The organism is Frisingicoccus caecimuris, from assembly GCF_004340975.1.
Lineage (GTDB): Bacteria > Bacillota > Clostridia > Lachnospirales > Lachnospiraceae > Frisingicoccus > Frisingicoccus caecimuris.
The window spans coordinates 276416-295482 of record NZ_SLXA01000002.1; the positions used below are offsets into that span (position 1 = coordinate 276416).

Consider the following 19067-nt stretch of genomic DNA (forward strand, 5'->3'; position numbering starts at 1 on the left):
ATCTTGATATTTTAATACAGATTTCCTACCTTTTCAAGACGGATTGCTGAAGTTTTACATTTTCCTCACCAAAGGCTTTTCGGAGCATCCCGACGACCCGATCGTCTCCCTGCACCGCATAGCGGTTTTCCAGCCGTTTCACTGCTTTTTCTCTGGCACAGAAAATAACAACCCTGTCCTTTCCGCTTTCTAACTCCAGCATCCGGTACAATTCCTGTTCCCGCTGCATGTAGTTTTCTTTACTATCAAATTTTATCCATATTTCTTTTGGAATCTCGTCAAACGGAACGATTTTCTCACAAATCAGCTTCGCCTGCTGGTCTTCCGAAGCAGACACCCGCCCCCGGATATATACTTTCTGATCTTCCTCCAGATATTTCTGATGACGTTCATAATCATTCGGGAAGATAAGAACCTCTACGGTGCCGACCAGATCTTCCAGGGAAATAAAAGCCATCAGCTTATTATTTTTTGTCACTTTGACTGTCTTTGAGGTGATCATACCGCCGATAATAACGTTTTGATTGTCCCTCACCCGGCTTTCTCCCGTCTCATCATCCACATAAAAATCCGTAGTGACCGCCGTAACATTCTTCATCAGAAACTTTGCATATTCCTCCAGCGGATGACCGCTGATGTAAACGCCAAGCACTTCCTTTTCAAAAGCCAGCTTCAATTCTTTATCATATTCACCAACGTTTGGATAATGCACATCAAATTCCGCTTTTTCATCATCGGATACAAAGTCAAACAAAGTCATCTGGCCGGTCATCGACTTCTTCCGTTCCTGATTAACCTGATCCATCACCTGGACATAGACCATCATGAGCTGACGCCGGGTCGCATGAAGTCCATCCATGGCACCCGATTTGATGAAGCTTTCTACCGTCCGCTTATTTACCTCTTTACCGGACAGCCGCTCAATAAAATCTTTCAGGCTGACAAAAGGGCCATGTTCCTGTCGTTCATTAACAATATTATCAATAACGGAACGACCCACACTTTTAATGGCTGATAGTGCATAACGGATATTGCCTCCGGATACGGAAAAGTCTCTCTCACCCTCGTTAATATCCGGGGGCAGAATCTTAATATCCATCTTCCGGCATTCCATAATGTATTCAGCTACCTTTGTCGGGAAATCAATGACCGATGTCATCAGCGCCGCCATAAATTCCACAGGATAATAATATTTTAACCATGCTGTCTGATAAGATACGATGGTATAGGCCGCTGCATGAGACTTATTAAAGGCATATTTGGCAAAATCTGTCATATCATCAAAAATTTTATTGGCCACCCGTTCATCAATTCCCCGGGCGATACATCCCGGCACATTCAAATCTTTGTTTCCATAAACAAAGTATTCTCGCTCCTTTGCCATCACATCCGCTTTTTTCTTGGACATGGCACGGCGCACCAGGTCGCTTCGCCCCAGGTCATAGCCGGCCAGCTTCATAACAATCTGCATAACCTGTTCCTGGTAAACGATACAGCCATAGGTTGGCGCCAGAATTTCTTCCAGCTCCGGACAATCATAGACAATGGATGCCTGATTCTGTTTTCCTTTAATATATTTCGGAATAAAATCCATCGGCCCCGGACGATAAAGCGAAATCCCCGCGATAATATCTTCCAGACTGGACGGTTTTAACTCTTTCATGAAGCTCTTCATTCCGGCACTTTCAAGCTGGAACACACCTTCGGTTTTGCCGGAAGCAATCATTTCATAGACCTTTGCATCATCATAATCAACATCGTGCATATTTAAAGGTTTTTCCCGATGGCGATTGATCAGATTTACTGCATTCTGAATGACCGTCAGCGTCCGAAGCCCTAAAAAGTCCATTTTCAAAAGGCCAAGCTCTTCCAGTGTCGTCATCGTAAACTGGGTCGTCACACAATCATCCACACCTCTTGACAGCGGCACGAATTCATCCACCGCCTTCGGACTGATCACGACGCCTGCCGCATGGGTGGACGTATGTCTCGGAAGTCCTTCCAGACGTTTGGACATGTCAATCAGCTCATGGATCACCGGATCCGAATCATAAGTTTTTTTCAGCTCCGGATTTTTTTTCAGGGCAGACTCTATGGTAATATTCAACTCCGACGGAATCATTTTCGCCACCGTGTCCACCTGAGCATAAGGCAAGTCCAGCACCCGGCCCACATCACGAATAACCCCCCTGGCCGCCATTGTACCAAAAGTCACGATTTGAACCACCCGGTCTTTGCCATATTTTTCAACGACATAATCGATGACTTCCTGCCGCCGCTCAAAGCAAAAATCCACATCGATATCCGGCATGGTGACCCGGTTTGGATTTAAGAAACGTTCAAAGAGGAGATTATATTTGATCGGGTCCAGATCTGTAATCTCAAGACAGTAGGACACAAGACTTCCCGCCGCAGAGCCACGCCCTGGTCCCACAGCAATGCCCTGACTTTTGGCATAATGAATAAAATCCCAGACGATCAGAAAATAGTCCACAAATCCCATATTCTTAATGGTGGAAAGTTCATATTCCAACCGTTCTTTTAACATATCATCCGGATGGTCATAGCGTCTCGCCAGACCGTCCCATGTCAGTTTATTCAAATAACTCCAGGCATCGTAGCCATCCGGGACAGGAAATTCCGGCAGTTTATATTTTCCGAATTCAATATCCACATGACAGCGCTCAGCAATTTTATGGGTATTATCGCAGGCCTGCTTTGCATATGGAAAAAGCCTGCGCATTTCCTCTTCAGATTTGATATAATACTGACCGCCCTCATAGCGCATACGATCCTCGTCGGCAACCTTTTTGCCCGTCTGGATACAAAGCAGAATGTCGTGAGGTTTTTCATCCTCCGCATAGGTATAATGAATATCATTGGTCGCCACCAGTTCAATCCCCGTTTCCTGACTCATCCGCAAAAGACTCTGATTCACTGTTTTCTGCGCTGGAATGCCATGGTCCTGAAGTTCCAGGAAGAAATTTCCTTTGCCAAAGACCTCTTCCAGCTCCAACGCTCTGAGCCTGGCCTCCTCATAGAGCCCTTTCTGAATATATTCGGGCACGATACCTGCCAGACAGGCGCTGAGCGCAATGATACCCTCATGATACTCTCGAAGCACTTCCATATCCACCCTCGGCTTGTAATAAAAGCCTTCGGTAAACCCTCTGGAAACCAGCTTCATTAAATTGTGATAACCTGTATTATTCTCTGCCAGAAGCACCAGATGATTGTATTTATTATCCTGCTGTCCCGCCTTATCAAACCGGGACTTCGGCGCCACATAAACTTCACAGCCAATGATCGGCCGGATTCCCGCCGCCATAGCCGCTCTGTAAAATTCAATCACACCGTACATGACACCGTGGTCTGTGATCGCCACACTGTCCATTCCAAGTTCCTTCGTCCGGGCCACCAGCTCTTTCACCTTGTTGGAACCATCCAGCAAACTATATTCTGTATGCACATGTAAATGGGTAAATGCCATTCAAAATCACCTTTATCATTTATCTATTATTCGCCATTTTGCAACTGCTCCCAGTATAACATAAAACAGAGAAATTTGAAAACCCTGCAATATATCTTGTTATTTTCCTTTGGATTCTCTATAATACTTTTAAAACATTTGATAATCAACAATCGACCAGGGAGGGAATTTTATGGCTTTTCATTTAATTGATATGGATACATGGGAACGCCGCGAACATTACAAATACTATCAGACATTCGTCCATTCCAGCTATACTTTAAACGCGAACATTAAAATCACAAATCTTTTAAAGGAAATCAAACAGCGGGGACTGCGTTTTTATCCGGTATACCTTTACATAGTATCCACCGCTGTCAATCGAATCAAAGAAATGCGTATGGCGCACGATGGCGAACATCGTCTGGGCTATTGGGACGAATGTCACCCGTCTTACACCATATTTCACAAGGATGACCACACCTTTTCAGATATTTGGTCGGAATACAATAAAGACTTTTCTATTTTTTATAAGACCTGCGTCCAGGATATGGAAACCTGGAAAGATGTGAAAGGTGTAAAAACAAAACCGGATAAGCCGGATAACTTTACACCGATTTCCTGTGTGCCCTGGCTTTCTTATACCGCTCAGTGCTATGATACGCCAATGAAATCACCCCTTCTTTTCCCAATCATTTTATGCGGAAAATATTTTGAACAAAATGGAGAGATGCTTCTGCCATTCTCTGCCTATGTTCAGCATATAGTATCTGACGGCTATCATACGTCCCTGCTGATCAACACCGTGCAGGAAATCGCCGATCACTATCAGGATTGGTTAAACTAAAAGCAAAAATCTTCCTGAAAGAATCTTGAAGCCATTCTTTCAGGAAGATTTTCTATGATCACTTATCTATAATACTTCTATTTCTGCACACACCAACAGCCATCCCATACTGGGCCCGGTGCCGTTCCTCGACCAGTTGTTTAGGGTAATACACAACCCCATGGTCTTCATAAGGGTCATTAAAGTAATAACCGTCATCGTCATAGCCAACAAGAAGCATGCAATGTTCATTGGAAATCCAGGTAAAGATTTCCCCTGTATCCAGTAACTTCCATTCCGGCCCGACAATCGGTTCCCGCATATCGATACAGGCCCAGAAAATCACCGGCATTCCCTTATCTATATATCGTTCCAGGAGCTCGTGAATCGGTGCTCCGGTTTCATCCACCGCTTTGTAAGCCATATCTGAACCACCGTTTTCTCCCGAAAGCTTCGGGGCACATCTTCTGAAAACGTTTTCCAGAGCCTTGCAGATGACCGGTGCATAGCAGCCGAAATCATCTTCATTAAAGGGGCTGCCGCAAAAATGTTCATTCGGGTCCGGCCCATAAAGCTGGCCGTCCCGCATTTCAAACCCATGGCAATCCAGATAATTTTCAATAAATTCATCAACGGAAATCTCATAGCCTAACAATTGCAGGAGCATCACCGTCGACACACTTTCGCACCCGGTAGGATATCTGCCCTTCTGACTAATATAGGGCACATTGATTTTAATCATCAGAAACTGCCTTTCTGTCCTTTCCTTCCACATACTTCCGCATAAAGGTCAGTATGATCAATAAGATAGCCAGACTCAGTCCCAGTGTCACCCACCAGATTTTCACAAAACCGGCAATAACATAACCGACAATACAAACTACAGCAACAACTGTCGCATACTGCATCTGGGTTGATACATGGTTAATATGGTTACTCTGGGCTCCCGCTGAAGACATGACCGTCGTATCCGAAATCGGCGATACATGGTCGCCGCAGACTGCGCCGGCAAGGACAGCCGCAACAGCAATGATCATCATTTCCAAACGGTCTGCTCCCGGGAACATGGCAATGACGATCGGCACAAGAATAGCAAAGGTTCCCCAACTTGTCCCTGTCGAAAAAGCCAGGAATATGGCGATCATAAACATGATGGCCGGAATAAATACGCTGGCCGAAGTATTGCTTCCGACAACTCCTTCCACAAACTGGGCGATCCCAAGGGCATCACCCACGCCTTTTAAGGACCAGGCAAAAATCAGTATGGCCACCGCCGGAATCATCAGCTTAAAGCCTTCCACAAAGCTATCCATAAAGCCCTTAAAAGTAACCACCTTGCGCGGCAGATATAAAAACAGCATAAACAAAATCGTGAGCATCGTTGCAAAAATCAGGCTTGTCTCTGCATCGCAGCCGGCAAAGGCCGTAATAATATCCGTTGCACCGCCCAGAAAGCCCGTATAGATCATGGCACCGATGGCAGAAACGATCAGGACCGCTACAGGCAGGACCAGATCAAACACCCGTCCCTTCGCAGAGATTTCTTCCGCTTTAACCTGTTCAAATTCTTCCGCGCCGCTGGTAAACAAATCCCCTTTAGCTGCATTCTGCTCATGTTTTTTCATCAATCCAAAGTCAAATCCGGTAATGACAATATACAGTACCATCGCCAGCGTCAGCAGCGCATACAGATTGTACGGAATCGTCCGAAGGAACAACTGGAAACCGGTAATTCCTGCATCTGCCGGCACATAGGAATTTACCGCTGCGGCCCAACTGGAAACCGGAGCAATAATACATACCGGAGCCGCCGTTGCATCAATAATATAGGCCAGCTTTGCTCTGGATACTTTAAAGCGGTCTGTAACCGGACGCATGACTGAACCAACCGTCAGACAGTTAAAATAATCATCAACGAAGATCAGGACACCTAACCCTGTCGTTGCCAGCATGGCACTCTTTTTTGACTTGATCCTCGTTCCTGCCCACTTTCCATAGGCCGCTGAACCACCGGACTTGGCCATCAGGACGATGATCATTCCAAGCAGTACATCAAAAATCAAAATATTCAAATTCATACTGCTCTTCATAATATCAAAAAATGCCATAAAGGCGTTCCATGGCTGGAACCCTGCATACAAAAGCGCCCCAAAGGCCACACCGATAAACAGGGAACTGTAAACCTCTTTTGTTACCAACGCCAGAATAATCGCCAAAAGCGGAGGCACCAGAGACCACCATGTTCCGATAAACATCACACCATCCATAAAAACATTCTCCCCCTTTTTCTGATGTACATATTACCTTTCGGCCAAATCTTATTTGTCCGCAGACTCTGTTTCTTCCTGAGTTTCAGTCTCAGCCGCCGTATCTGTTACCGATTCAGTTTCGGTCTCAGCCACATGTAAATAATCAATATTGCCGCGTTCATCGATAACTTCCATATCGGCAGTCAGATTTGTGATATATTCCTGCATCTTATTTGTGCGCAACGTATTTTCAATATTCACATACCATGCTTCCGCATTATCTCCCACAAAATACATCACATGATAGCCATACTCCGTCTCGACAATCTCCGTATCTCCCGGTTTTCTCGCATCATCAAAAATCCAGTCGTTAAAGGAAGCGGCCATCTGACCTTTCGTCACAGCTTCATACAGACCGCCATTTGTGTTTGAACCGGTATCTTCGCTGTTTGCTTCTGCCAATGCTGCAAAGCTGTCCTCTGTTGCATCGCCATTCTTCCACTCTGCATAAATATCTTCGGCCTTCTGTTTTGCCTCAGCCTTTGCATTTTCTTCGGCTGTTGCCTTTTCCTCATCCGTCATTTCATCCGTCGTTTCCGCGCTGGAACGTATCAGAATATGACGTACGTCGACCGTCTTTGCATGGTCCAGATAACGGTCGATAAAGTAAACCACATAATAAGCATTGCCGGTGGTATCTTCAATCACGGTTGTATCTCCAGCCTGACGTGCGCTGTCAAACAGCCACTGTCCAACCCCGGTTGGTGAGATTGATGATTTTTTTGCATTTGTTTTCCGCAGTTCAACAGCCGTGTCCGTCGCATAGTCTGCATATAAATTTTCAAAAGACGACTCATCTGAAATCTGTTCCAGCATTTCATCGGCCTTTTCTTTAGCCGCTGTCATAGCTGCTTCTTCTGCAGCTTTCTTCTCAGCCTCCTGGGCAGCCTTTTCTTCCTCGCTCAGGGTTTCTGTCTCGCCCGTCTCTGTTTCAGGCGCTGTTGTTTCTTCTGCTGCGACAGTCTCTGTCTCCGGCATATCTGCTGCAATTTTGCATGCCAGATAATCCACCGAGTCGTAATTGTCTTTATTTTCATCATAATAATCCGACACTTCCTCGTCGGTTATTTCTGTCGCATCCTCAATGCTGTTATAATAAGCGGTAGCGATACTGCTCTTTTCCACATAGGCTTTCACCTTATCCATCGTCGCCAGTGTTCCGTAAGAAGATTTCAAATAGTCGGCGGCGCTCATATTGGCATTCGCCGCGCCAGTCTCTATGGATTCTGCAAAATCATCCACATCCGCCGATGCATCATACTCAAATCCGGCCGCTTCCGCCGCATCTGTCAGCGCATATACCTGTTTCAACTGGGAAACTGCCTGCTGATCAAAATAATCCTTCCATGTCATATTCTCCATGTAGGCCTGCTCATCCAACGGTTTTGATAAATCCAGTCCCATATAGCTCAGATAGTTCCCATAGTAGGCGTATAGATTATTGATGCCGCTGTAATAATAATATTCATATTCCGACCGCTGAACATCATGATCTCCGACCGTCACATAAGTGCCGTGTTTGTCCTGATATCCATCATAAAATTTCCATCCGAGCACGCCCACGATGAGAAGCAGGATGACTGCACCGATAATCGCCGAATATCTGGCTTTTCTCTGCTGTCTCAGTTCCTCTTCTTTCCGACGCTGCATCTTCAAATCATACTTCGTCATCCTCTTTTCAGGCTTCTGTGAATTTACTCCGTCCGCCTGTCCATTTTGTTTTTTCTCTTTATCAGACATACTTTTTCCCACAGAACAAAATCTTAAGTTCAGATTCTGACTGTGCCTCTCCTTCCTGAAATCTTATATGTAATATTACAATATTTCTGAAAAAAATAACAGTAATTTCACAAAAAATACAGAAAATTCTCCCCGGAAGAAACCATTTCAAGGTTTGACCGGAGAGAATTCTCTTATCCTTACAGTTTAAATGTTACCAACAGATCTTCGGAATTAACCTTTTCACCTTCAGTGACAAAAATCTCATCCACCACGCCGGCAGTTTTTGAAACAATGGTCGTTTCAATCTTCATGGCTTCCACAACAAGAAGCGGTGTATTGACATCGACCTTATCTCCTTTCTTAACAAAAATCTGACATACGGTTCCAGGAATGGAGGAACCAATCTGTTTCGGGTCGGATTTATCTGCCTTCGGTTTCTGATTTACATGAACGATTTCATTCTTATCTTCAACCACGATCTCACGGACAGCGCCATTTACTTCAAAGGTCAATGTACATTTTCCTTCATCATTCGCTGCAGTCTTACTGATGTATTTGATAATCAATGTCTTGCCCTGACCGATATTTACAACTGTCTCTTCTCTCGGTCTCAGACCATAGAAATAAACATGGCTCTGAAGCTGAGATACATCGTTGTAAGCTTCCAGATGATTGCAGTAATCTTCGTATACCTTCGGGTAGAGGGCATAGCTGACTGCTTTCTGGCGAATCTCCAATGGCGTAAATGATGACAAATCAAATTTTCCTTTTAAGTAAGCTTCAATTTGTTTAATATCCACACTCTCCAGCAAGGTGCCCGGACGCACGCTGATCGGTTCAACACCTTTCAGAACAATCTTCTGGAATTCTTCCGGGAAGCCGCCGTCCGGCTGACCAATCATACCCTTGAAATATTCTACAACCGATTCCGGATAAGAAAGATCTTTTCCGGCCGTAAGAATATTATCTTTATCCAGGTTATTCTTAAACATGAAAATTGCCAGATCACCAACGACTTTAGAGGTCGGCGTAACTTTTACAATATTTCCAAGCAGGTCATTGGCCTCTTTATACAGACGTTTGATATCATCAAAACGATCTTTTTCACCCATATCTTTGACCTGGGCCAAAAGGTTGGAATACTGACCGCCAGGAATCTCATATTTATAGATTTCAGCATTCGGTGTACACATGCCGCTCTCAAACGGTTTATATACCTCACGCACGCGGGCATAATATTCGCTCAATTCATGAAGTTCCGTCAGATCAAGGCCTGTATCCCGCTCTGTTCCCTTCAGAGTGGCAACGATCGTATTCATAGATGGCTGGCTTGTCAGAGAGCTCATCGATTCAATCGCCATATCCGCAATATCCACACCGGCTTCCGCAGCCATCAGTACGGTGCTGACACCGCTGCCCGTTGTGTCATGGGTATGTAAGTTCACCGGAATGTTCAATTCCTTTTTCAACTCTGTGATCAGGGTCTTTGCCGCATATGGTTTCAAAAGTCCCGCCATATCCTTAATTGTCAGGATATGACAGCCCATAGCCTCGATTTCTTTCGCCTTCTTCATATAGTAATCCAGCGTATATTTCGTTTCATTTGGATCAGAAATATCACCCGTATAACAGATAGCGCCTTCTACGATCTTTCCGGTCTTCAGGGCTTCTTCCACTGGCATCTTCATATTTTCCATCCAGTTCAAGCTGTCAAAAATACGGAACACATCAATACCGCGGCCAGCGGAAACCTGAATAAACTCCTTGACCACATTATCCGGATAATTGCTGTATCCAACCGCATTCGACGCACGAATCAGCATCTGAATCAATGTGTTCGGCATCAGCTGACGCAATGTGGAAAGTCTGCGCCATGGAGATTCTTTTAAGAAACGATAAGCCGTATCATAGGTTGCGCCGCCCCAGGCTTCCGCCGAAAAAGCATTGGCAAGGAAGGCATTAGCCGCCGGCGCCGCATCAATGATATCTCTTGTACGCATACGAGTTGCAAACAGAGACTGCTGAGCATCTCGCATGGTCGTATCGGTCACATAGAGACGGTCTTCTCTGAGAATTTTCTGGGTAAATGCCTCTGCGCCCAACTTCAGGAATTCATCCCTTGCACCGTAAATTGTTTTTTTCTGATCAAAGACCGGCGGACGATGGGCATCCAGGTAAGGTTTCTCACCATTTTGAGGATTAACGATCTTATCGCCGATAAATTCCAAAATCTTTGTCGCCCGGTCCTGAACTTTTCTCAACTCATAAAGTTCCGGCGTCTCCTCGATAAATGTCGTATAGCATTTACCTTCCTGGAAGGTTTCATGATTCAGCACATTGATCAGAAACTGAATATTTGTCTTAACACCACGGATACGCATTTCTTTCAGTGCACGCAGCGATTTGCGTATAGCACCTTTAAACGTACGGTCATAGGAAATGACTTTAACAAGAAGGCTGTCATAATATGGCAGAACTTCCGCTCCTGTATAGGCATTACCGCCATCCAGACGAAGACCATTTCCTGAACCGGAACGATAAACATTGATTCTTCCTGTATCCGGAAGGAAATTGTTTGCCGGATCCTCTGTTGTAATACGAGTCTGAATGGAATAGCCGTTCAGATGTACCGCATCCTGGGACGGAATACCAATTTCCCCGGAATCAAGGGCATATCCCTCAGCAATCATAATCTGTGACTGTACGATATCGATTCCCGTAACCATTTCGGAAACGGTATGCTCTACCTGAATTCTTGGATTCATTTCAATAAAGTATGGGTGATTCTGATCATCGACAAGGAATTCCAGTGTTCCGGCGTTCCGGTAACCCACATGTTTTACCAGACGAATCGAACTTGAAAAAATTTCCTCACGTACTTCATCCGGTACGGTAAAAGCCGGTGCATATTCCACAACTTTCTGATGACGTCTCTGCACAGAGCAGTCACGATCATAAAGGTGGACAACGTTGCCATGATTGTCTGCCAGGATCTGAACTTCGATGTGTTTTGGACTTCTTAAATATTTTTCAATGAAAATCTGTTCATCGCCAAAAGCTTTTCTGGATTCTTCTCTCGCTTCACGATAGGCTTTCTCCAATTCGTCCGCCGAATTCACAATACGCATCCCTCGGCCGCCGCCGCCGTTAGAAGCTTTCAACATCACCGGATAACCGATAAAATCAGCTGCTTTTTCGACTTCCTCATAATTCTCCACAGCCTTGTCAATCCCCGGAATCGTCGGCACTTCGGCTTCCATCGCCATTTTCTTTGAAGAGATCTTATCGCCCATAGCCCGCATCATGCCCGCTGTCGGTCCGATAAATACGATTCCGCTCTTTTCACAAGCCTCTGCAAAATATGGATTTTCAGATAAAAATCCATAACCCGGATGGATGGCATCTACCTGATGCTCTTTTGCTATACGAATAATGGTATCGATATCCAGATAAGCATCTACTGGTCCTTTATCCGGATTTAATAAATAGGCTTCATCTGCCTTTGTGCGGAACATGGCATACTTATCTTCTTTTGAGAAAACAGCGACAGTACCAATCCCAAGTTCATTTAAAGCACGAAAAATACGAATTGCGATTTCTCCCCGGTTTGCAACCAGTACTTTCTTAAATTTTCTGATTCCCTTCGTATTCATCTCTCTTTCACCCTTTCTTTTTGTCTCATATTTTTAGAAAATCGAAGGCGCCTTCCCGCGCCTTCGATTTAAGGAATATGTTTACATTATTATTGCTTTGAAATATATTTGTCAATTGCATCAACTGCAGCGTCTTCATCCGGTCCATTCGCAATGATCGTAATCTTTTCGCCTTCGGCCAGACCAAGACTCATCATTCCCATAATACTCTTCGCATTTACCTTTTTTTCCTGAATCTCCACGTAAATGCTGCTCTCGTATTGACTTGCCACCTGAACAAGCAATGCTACCGGCCGGGCTTCCAGCCCTTTTGGAATATTAATCGTCATGCTCTTTGAAACCATAATTGTACCTTGCCTTTCTAGCCTTTGCTAATTTCCGGACCTCAATTCGTCCGCTAATACACTCAACTTACGTAATCGGTGATTTACACCCGACTTACCCACAGGGGTCGACAACAATTTCCCCAGTTCGACCAACGATGCTTCCGGATATTGCAGCCGAAGTTCTGCAATCTCCTTTAGTCCATCAGTCAATTCACTGAATCCTACGGTATCCCGGATATACGTGATATCCTCAATCTGTTTCACCGCCGCAGACACTGTTTTGGAAATGTTTGCCGTTTCGCAGTTTACACGCCGATTTACAGAGTTCCTCATTTCCTTTAAAATACGGATATTCTCCAATTCCATCAGTGAAACATGGGCTTCCATGACATTGAGCATATCTACGATCTGAGACGCTTCCTTAATGTACACGACGTGATACTTCTTTCGGGTAATACACTTTCCGTCGATATTAAATGTCTTCATCATATCGCATATCTGCTGAGCCCTCTCCGGTGTCATACATACAATTTCAAAATGATAGGTTTTTTCCGGTTCACTGATAGAACCGGCACACAAAAATGCGCCTCGTAAAAACGCACGTTTACAACATGCTTTCCGGAGGATCATTAAATGAACTATCGCATAGTCTTCCTCAATCTCTCCGTCGCCATTCATAAACTTTACCGAACTCAAAATTTTCCTGGCAGCATAATCGTCTGCAACATCCAGGATATATGTACGGCTCTTTCCAGTATGAATATGATTCCTTATGCATATATCAACATCTATATTATATGTTTTTTTCAACAATGTAAAGTATTTTCTTGCGACCGCAAGGTTTTCTGTTTGTATTTTTATCGATACTTTCCCATCTTCTTCCTGAAAAATCTGTCCGCACATACTCAAAATTGCCGCAATCTCAGCGATGCGGCAATGCATGGCACTTCCTGTCTGATAGGACAATTCTTCCTTTACACGACTTGAAAAAGACATGTTACCACCTCAATCCATCCTTCCGGGACCGGATTTATTTATTTCTGAGCGCATCCTTGGACACATCCCTGTGTTCCACCTTTGCACTGTAGTTTTTTGCTGCCAGCCGATGATAAATTCCATTGGCCATCGTCACGGAACGATGTTTACCGCCAGTACAGCCAACAGCAATCACCAGTTGATTTTTTCCCTCTTTAATATATTGGGGTACAAGAAATACAAGCAGATCCTCAACCTTATCCAAGAACATGCCGGCTTCTTTACAATTCAACACATAATCCCGGACCTCCGGTTCATTTCCTGTCTTTTTACGAAGGCTTTCTACATAGTAAGGATTCGGCAGAAACCGAACATCAAAAACTAAATCTGCATCTGTCGGAATGCCATATTTGAAACCAAAAGACAATACGGTCAGATAAAAGTTCTGATAGGGTTCATTTTTAACGAAAATTTTATCTACCTCGCCTTTTAAATCCCGGATCAGCATCTGGCTCGTATCAATGATATAATCCGCTCTTTGTTTTAGAAACTTCATCTTTTTCCGCTCATTTTTAATTCCATCTTCAATCCGGCCGCCCACAGCCAGCGGATGCTGCCGACGCGTCTCCTTATAGCGTTTGATCAAAACTGCGTCTTCGCAATCTAAAAACAGGATCTCGTAATTTATTTTCAAATCCTCTATATTTTCAAGAACTTTATTCACTGTCGCCAGGCCTTCACCGCTTCGTATATCAATGCCAAGAGCGGCCTGATGCATAGCATTTTCTCCCTGAACGGACACAAGCTCTGCAAATTTAGGCAAAAGAGGCACCGGAAGATTATCCACGCAAAAATACCCGATATCCTCCAACATTTTTAATACAGAGCTTTTTCCCGCTCCGGACATTCCTGTCACAACAACAAAACGCATCTGTCTGCCTCCTCCTTTAAAACTCTCCGATCATCCTCACTTCCGGTTCAAGATGTACCTGAAACTTTTCATAGACGATCGCATCCACATCCTGCATTAACTGCCGTACCTGAGAAGCCGTGGCCGCTCCTGCATTAATCACAAAACCGCTATGCTTTTCCGATACCATGGCATCACCGACCCGATAGCCTTTCAGACCCGCGTCCTGGATCAGCTTGCCTGCGAAATACCCCTCCGGCCGTTTAAAGGTACTGCCTGCACTCGGATATTCCAGCGGCTGTTTTTCCTTCCGCTGTCTTGAAAGCTCCTCTACCTGTTCCAAAATGGCTTCTGCATCACCCCGGGCAAACTTTAAGACCGCCGATAAGACAATCAGAGCTTCTTTCTGGATCCGGCTGGTACGATATCCCAGTTCCAGATCTTTTAAAGAAATTTCCAGGACCTCGCCAGCCATGTTAACCGCCCGGACAGATACAAGAACCTGTTTCATTTCTCCGCCATAAGCTCCTGCGTTCATTGTAACAGCTCCGCCAAGCGTTCCCGGTATTCCCGTGGCAAATTCAAAGCCCGTATAGCCTCTGGCTGAAACATCCCTGGCCAGCTTTGCCAACATCACACCGGCGCCTGCACGGACACAGATTCCCGATGGTGTAATTTCTGTCTCCACAAAATCAAGGTTTTTGCATACCTGAAAAACAACCCCCCGAAAACCTTTATCGCCTACAAGCAGATTGCTTCCATTTCCTATAACATAAAAAGAAATTTTTTTCTCTCTACACCATTTTAATCCACGGATCAGGCCTTCTTCCGTCTTCGGACATACAAAAATATCCGCCGGCCCTCCGATTCGAAACGTCGTATGGTTTTTCATCGGTTCATTCTCACAAACCTGCCCCTGCCCGATCACAGTTTCTAATTGTTCTGCTAATGTCATAAAATGCTATCCTCTCTCATTCTTTCAGAAATCATCATATAGGCCGCACCGAAAATTCCTGCCTCATTTCCCAGGACCGCCAGCCGCACCGGCGTGTTCTTAAGTTCTGAAAATGCCTGTTCTCTGAAATGATGGGCGACCTTTTCCCTTAAATATTCTCCGGCAGCCGAAACTCCGCCTCCGATCAGAATACATTCCGGATTTATCACCGCGGAAATTCCTGCCAGAGCACGTCCGAGATATTTGGTCACCGTATCGATGATCTGTTCAGCCGCCTCATCTCCGTTTTTTCCAGCGTCAAACACATCCTTCGTACTGATATTCCCTTTCTCCCGCAGTAATTCTCTTAATACAGATGGTATGTCCGTTTCATCCAGATAATGCCGGGCATACTTCACGATACCCGTCGCCGATGCTATCTGTTCCAGGCATCCCCGGTTGCCGCAGCTGCAGTTTCCCGTAATATCCTTTTCATCCACACAGATGATATGTCCGATCTCACCGGCACAGCCCGAAGCGCCGTTATATATCCGGCCATCAATGACAACACCGCCGCCCACGCCGGTCCCCAGGGTGACCATGATCAGACTTTTACAGGATTTTCCGCCGCCCAGCCACATTTCACCCAGAGCCGCCACATTCGCATCATTGGCGGCACGCACCGGAATATCTTCCGGCTGGCAACTGAATGCTCCGGCCAAAAGCTCTGATAATTCCCGGGCCGCTGCCACATTCGACCAGCCAAGATTGACACATCCTCTGACCATATTTCCGTCAGGCACAGGTCCCGGAAGCCCCATACCTACCCCTGCCAGATTGGTTATATCCACACCAAAGATCCGGCATTTATCAACAATAGTTTCCGCGATTTCCGGAAGAATATGAGAACCATGTTCCGACACGTTTGTCGGGATAAACCATTTCTCTTTTAGGCTATCCCCAAACAGGCCGAATTTAATTTCTGTTCCGCCCACATCCACACCAATCGTCCACTTCTTCATGCTAAAACTCATCCTGCTTTCCCTGAAGGTTTCCTGTCACTCTGCGGTACAATTCCTGAGCCGCATTATACCCCATCTGCTTCTGACGATAATTAATCGCTGCTGATTCAACGATCACGGCCACATTTCGTCCCGGACGAATCGGGATGGAATGACAGACAACTTTATTGCCAAGATATTCGGTATACTGCTCGTCCAGACCGAGACGGTCATATTCCCGCTCCCGATCCCAGGCTTCCAGTTTAACGACCAGACTGATCTTCTGAGTCTCCCGGACACTCTGGATACCAAACAGAGATTTCACATTGACAATACCTATCCCTCGAAGTTCAATAAAATACCGGGTAATATCCGGTGCCGTACCGACAAGCTCCGTATCACTGATTTTCTTAATCTCTACCACATCATCAGAAACGAGACGGTGCCCACGCTTGATCAGCTCCAACGCGGCTTCACTCTTACCAATGCCGCTCTCACCGATAATAAGAACGCCCTCTCCAAAAACATCCACTAAAACACCGTGAATAGAGATTCTCGGCGCCAATTCTTCTTGAAGAAAACGAATCGCTTTATTCATAAAGCCACAGGTGCCGTCCGGACAAAGCATCAGCGGTATCTTATACCGTGTTGCCAGTTCAATGACCTCATCCGCCGGTCTCAGATTCCGGCAGAAAACCATACACGGAATCCCGGCCTGAAAAATTTTCTCATACATCTTTACACCATGGTCTTCATAATTCATTTCAACATAGGCGCTCTCCACCATGCCCACAATCTGCAGACGTTCAAAGTCAAAATGTTCAAAAAAGCCTGCCAGCTGCAGGGCCGGACGATTCACATCCGACTGGCGTATTTCCACTTTATCTACATCCACTTCCGGATTCAGAAGGGTTAATTTTAGCGGCTCCATAATTTTGCTCAATTTTACATGGTAATTTGTCGGTATATTATCAAACATTTTTTTACCCCTTTCGTTATTCACGGTCTCTAAAGTATATCATATCCGCCGGACAACATCAATGCGGCTGTTTTCGGAAAAACCCGTAGACCGATTCCGCTGCCTTCTCATTCATCGACGGCACCTGTTTTAAATCTTCTACGGAAGCTTCCCGGATTTTCTGTATATCCCCGTAATAACGCATCAGCGCCTTACGCCGTGTTTCGCCAATCCCCGGTATATCCTCCAGAATCGATTTGACCTGAGTCTTACTGCGCAGACTTCGGTGGTATTCGATCGCAAATCGGTGGGCCTCATCCTGTATCCGGGTCACCAGCCGAAAGGCCTCCGAGTTTCTGTCAATAGCAATCTCCTCATCATCAAAATAAATCCCCCGGGTCCTGTGAAAATCATCTTTGACCATGCCGCAGACCGGAATATCCAGCCCCAGTTCCATCAATACCTTCTGAGCAATATGCACCTGACCTTTTCCGCCGTCCATCAAAATCAGATCAGGGAACATCGAAAAGCTTCCCATCGCCGGATCCATATTTTTCGCTTCCAGTTCTTTTTGCTCTCTCTGCCCATGGGTAAAGCGCCGGGTCAAAACTTCTTCCAGACTGTGATAATCATCCTGCCCCTGAATATCCCGGATTTTAAATTTGCGGTAAGCGCTCCGCTTCGGCTTTCCTTTTTCATAGACGACCATAGATCCAACCTTTTCAAAACCGCTGGTATTCGATATATCGTAGGCCTCCATGCGGGTCAGCAGCGGTAATCCGAGCAGATCGGCCAGCTCCCGCACTGCACCTACGGTCCGGGCTTCTTCCCGTTTCATTTTCTCACTGTCCTTATTCAAAATATTCATGGCATTTTTACAGGCCAATTCCACCAGCCGCTCTTTCTGCCCCTTTTTCGGCACTCTCAAAGCAACCTTCTGGCCCCTTTTTTCAGACAGCCACTGCAAAATGATCTCCTCATCCTCAATTCCTTCCGGAACCATCAATTCCCTTGGCACAAACGGTGACTCACCGTAAAACTGTTTCACAAAGGAAGTCAGCACCCCGGCCCGACTCTCATTCTCCACACCGGTGAGATAATAATGATCCCGGCCGATCAGTCGTCCGTTCCGAATAAAAAAGACCTGAACCACCGCTTCATTGCCTGCCCGGGCCAGACCGATGACATCTCTGTCCTCCATCTGAGAACTTGTCACTTTTTGTTTTTCCGTAATCTGCCGGATACTTCGAATCAAATCCCGGTATTCCATCGCCTTCTCATAAGCCATAGCCTCGGAAGCCTGCATCATTTTTTCCGTCAGCATCTGAATCACCGGCTCATAATTCCCGCCCAGAAACTGAAGGACCTGATGAATCTGCTTCTGATAATCCTCCTGGGAAATATTTCCCTGACAGGGCGCATCACACTGGCCGATATGATAATACAGACACGGCCGTCCAATGCCGATATCCTTTGGCAGGTTCCGATGGCACGTCCGTATTTTATAGATTTTCCTCAGAAGTTCAATCGTATCCTTCACAGCTCCTGCACTTGTATAGGGTCCAAAATATTTGGATTTATCCTTTTTCATTAATCGGGAAAATAAAATTCTCGGATAGGCTTCCCCCGTCGTCACTTTAATATATGGATATGTTTTATCATCCGTCAGCATCGTATTATACTTCGGACGATATTCTTTGATCAGATTACATTCCAGAACAAGGGCTTCCAGCTCCGAATCTGTAATAATATATTCAAACCGGGCAATATGGCTCACCATCCGGGCAATCTTCGGCGTCAGATTCCGGCTGTCCTGAAAATACTGGCGCACCCGATTTTTCAGCCGGACAGCTTTACCCACATAGATAATTTCATCCCGTTCATTGTGCATCAGATAGACGCCGGGTTTCGCCGGAAGCTTCTTTAATTCCTCTTCAATATCAAACATCCCGGAAACTCCTCCTGCTTTCTTTAAGTGTCCCTA

Annotated in this window: 13 protein-coding genes; 1 reads left to right on the plus strand and 12 read right to left on the minus strand. The window is 45.4% G+C overall.

Going from position 1 to position 19067, the window contains the following annotated elements; genetic code table 11:
* Nucleotides 1-25: 25 nt before the first annotated feature.
* Nucleotides 26-3490 (minus strand): DNA polymerase III subunit alpha, encoded by a 3465-nt coding sequence (locus EV212_RS03790; protein WP_132089069.1) that lies wholly within the window; start codon nt 3488-3490, stop codon nt 26-28.
* 172 nt (nt 3491-3662) lie between these two features.
* Between EV212_RS03790 and EV212_RS03795 the strand changes: the two genes are divergently transcribed.
* Nucleotides 3663-4316, plus strand: a complete 654-nt coding sequence (locus tag EV212_RS03795) for a chloramphenicol acetyltransferase (protein WP_132089072.1) — start codon at nt 3663-3665, stop codon at nt 4314-4316.
* 58 nt (nt 4317-4374) lie between these two features.
* On the opposite strand, the gene EV212_RS03800 is transcribed toward EV212_RS03795, so the two are convergent.
* The 11 genes from EV212_RS03800 to uvrC all read right to left on the minus strand — a co-directional run bounded on the left by EV212_RS03800 (nt 4375) and on the right by uvrC (nt 19031).
* A complete protein-coding gene (locus EV212_RS03800) occupies nt 4375-5037 on the minus strand; it encodes a C39 family peptidase (protein ID WP_132089076.1) in 663 nt (220 codons plus the stop codon).
* Nucleotides 5030-6562 (minus strand): Na+/H+ antiporter NhaC family protein, encoded by a 1533-nt coding sequence (locus EV212_RS03805; RefSeq protein WP_132089079.1) that lies wholly within the window; start codon nt 6560-6562, stop codon nt 5030-5032. Before EV212_RS03805 ends, EV212_RS03800 begins: the two co-directional genes overlap by 8 nt.
* 51 nt (nt 6563-6613) lie before the next feature.
* A complete protein-coding gene (locus EV212_RS03810) occupies nt 6614-8356 on the minus strand; it encodes a peptidylprolyl isomerase (RefSeq protein WP_207669058.1) in 1743 nt (580 codons plus the stop codon).
* A 167-nt stretch (nt 8357-8523) separates the two neighbouring features.
* Nucleotides 8524-11979, minus strand: coding sequence for a pyruvate carboxylase (locus EV212_RS03815; RefSeq protein ID WP_132089085.1), 3456 nt, complete (start codon nt 11977-11979; stop codon nt 8524-8526).
* A gap of 89 nt (nt 11980-12068) precedes the next feature.
* On the minus strand, nt 12069-12323 hold the full coding sequence (locus EV212_RS03820; RefSeq protein ID WP_132089087.1) for an HPr family phosphocarrier protein: 255 nt from the start codon (nt 12321-12323) through the stop codon (nt 12069-12071).
* Between the two features lie 27 nt (nt 12324-12350).
* Nucleotides 12351-13301 (minus strand): DNA-binding protein WhiA, encoded by a 951-nt coding sequence (gene whiA / locus EV212_RS03825; protein WP_132089090.1) that lies wholly within the window; start codon nt 13299-13301, stop codon nt 12351-12353.
* A 34-nt stretch (nt 13302-13335) separates the two neighbouring features.
* Nucleotides 13336-14211 (minus strand): RNase adapter RapZ, encoded by an 876-nt coding sequence (gene rapZ, locus EV212_RS03830; protein ID WP_132089093.1) that lies wholly within the window; start codon nt 14209-14211, stop codon nt 13336-13338.
* A 16-nt stretch (nt 14212-14227) separates the two neighbouring features.
* Nucleotides 14228-15145: a UDP-N-acetylmuramate dehydrogenase gene (murB, locus tag EV212_RS03835; protein ID WP_132089095.1), complete on the minus strand. Its 918-nt coding sequence runs from the start codon at nt 15143-15145 to the stop codon at nt 14228-14230.
* A complete protein-coding gene (locus EV212_RS03840; protein ID WP_132089098.1) occupies nt 15142-16146 on the minus strand; it encodes an ROK family glucokinase in 1005 nt (334 codons plus the stop codon). Before EV212_RS03840 ends, murB begins: the two co-directional genes overlap by 4 nt.
* Before the next feature lies 1 nt (nt 16147).
* Nucleotides 16148-17104 (minus strand): HPr(Ser) kinase/phosphatase, encoded by a 957-nt coding sequence (gene hprK / locus EV212_RS03845; RefSeq protein WP_132089101.1) that lies wholly within the window; start codon nt 17102-17104, stop codon nt 16148-16150.
* Between the two features lie 58 nt (nt 17105-17162).
* On the minus strand, nt 17163-19031 hold the full coding sequence (uvrC, locus tag EV212_RS03850) for an excinuclease ABC subunit UvrC (RefSeq protein ID WP_132089104.1): 1869 nt from the start codon (nt 19029-19031) through the stop codon (nt 17163-17165).
* Nucleotides 19032-19067: the final 36 nt, after the last annotated feature.

Bases quoted from the DNA above. Each gene is read 5' to 3' on its own strand.
- EV212_RS03790 (WP_132089069.1), bottom strand. From the start codon at position 3,490: ATGGCATTTACCCATTTACATGTGCATACAGAATATAGTTTGCTGGAT.
- EV212_RS03795 (WP_132089072.1), top strand. From the start codon at position 3,663: ATGGCTTTTCATTTAATTGATATGGATACATGGGAACGCCGCGAACAT.
- EV212_RS03800 (WP_132089076.1), bottom strand. From the start codon at position 5,037: ATGATTAAAATCAATGTGCCCTATATTAGTCAGAAGGGCAGATATCCT.
- EV212_RS03805 (WP_132089079.1), bottom strand. From the start codon at position 6,562: ATGGATGGTGTGATGTTTATCGGAACATGGTGGTCTCTGGTGCCTCCG.
- EV212_RS03815 (WP_132089085.1), bottom strand. From the start codon at position 11,979: ATGAATACGAAGGGAATCAGAAAATTTAAGAAAGTACTGGTTGCAAAC.
- EV212_RS03820 (WP_132089087.1), bottom strand. From the start codon at position 12,323: ATGGTTTCAAAGAGCATGACGATTAATATTCCAAAAGGGCTGGAAGCC.
- whiA (WP_132089090.1), bottom strand. From the start codon at position 13,301: ATGTCTTTTTCAAGTCGTGTAAAGGAAGAATTGTCCTATCAGACAGGA.
- rapZ (WP_132089093.1), bottom strand. From the start codon at position 14,211: ATGCGTTTTGTTGTTGTGACAGGAATGTCCGGAGCGGGAAAAAGCTCT.
- murB (WP_132089095.1), bottom strand. From the start codon at position 15,145: ATGACATTAGCAGAACAATTAGAAACTGTGATCGGGCAGGGGCAGGTT.
- EV212_RS03840 (WP_132089098.1), bottom strand. From the start codon at position 16,146: ATGAAGAAGTGGACGATTGGTGTGGATGTGGGCGGAACAGAAATTAAA.
- hprK (WP_132089101.1), bottom strand. From the start codon at position 17,104: ATGTTTGATAATATACCGACAAATTACCATGTAAAATTGAGCAAAATT.
- uvrC (WP_132089104.1), bottom strand. From the start codon at position 19,031: ATGTTTGATATTGAAGAGGAATTAAAGAAGCTTCCGGCGAAACCCGGC.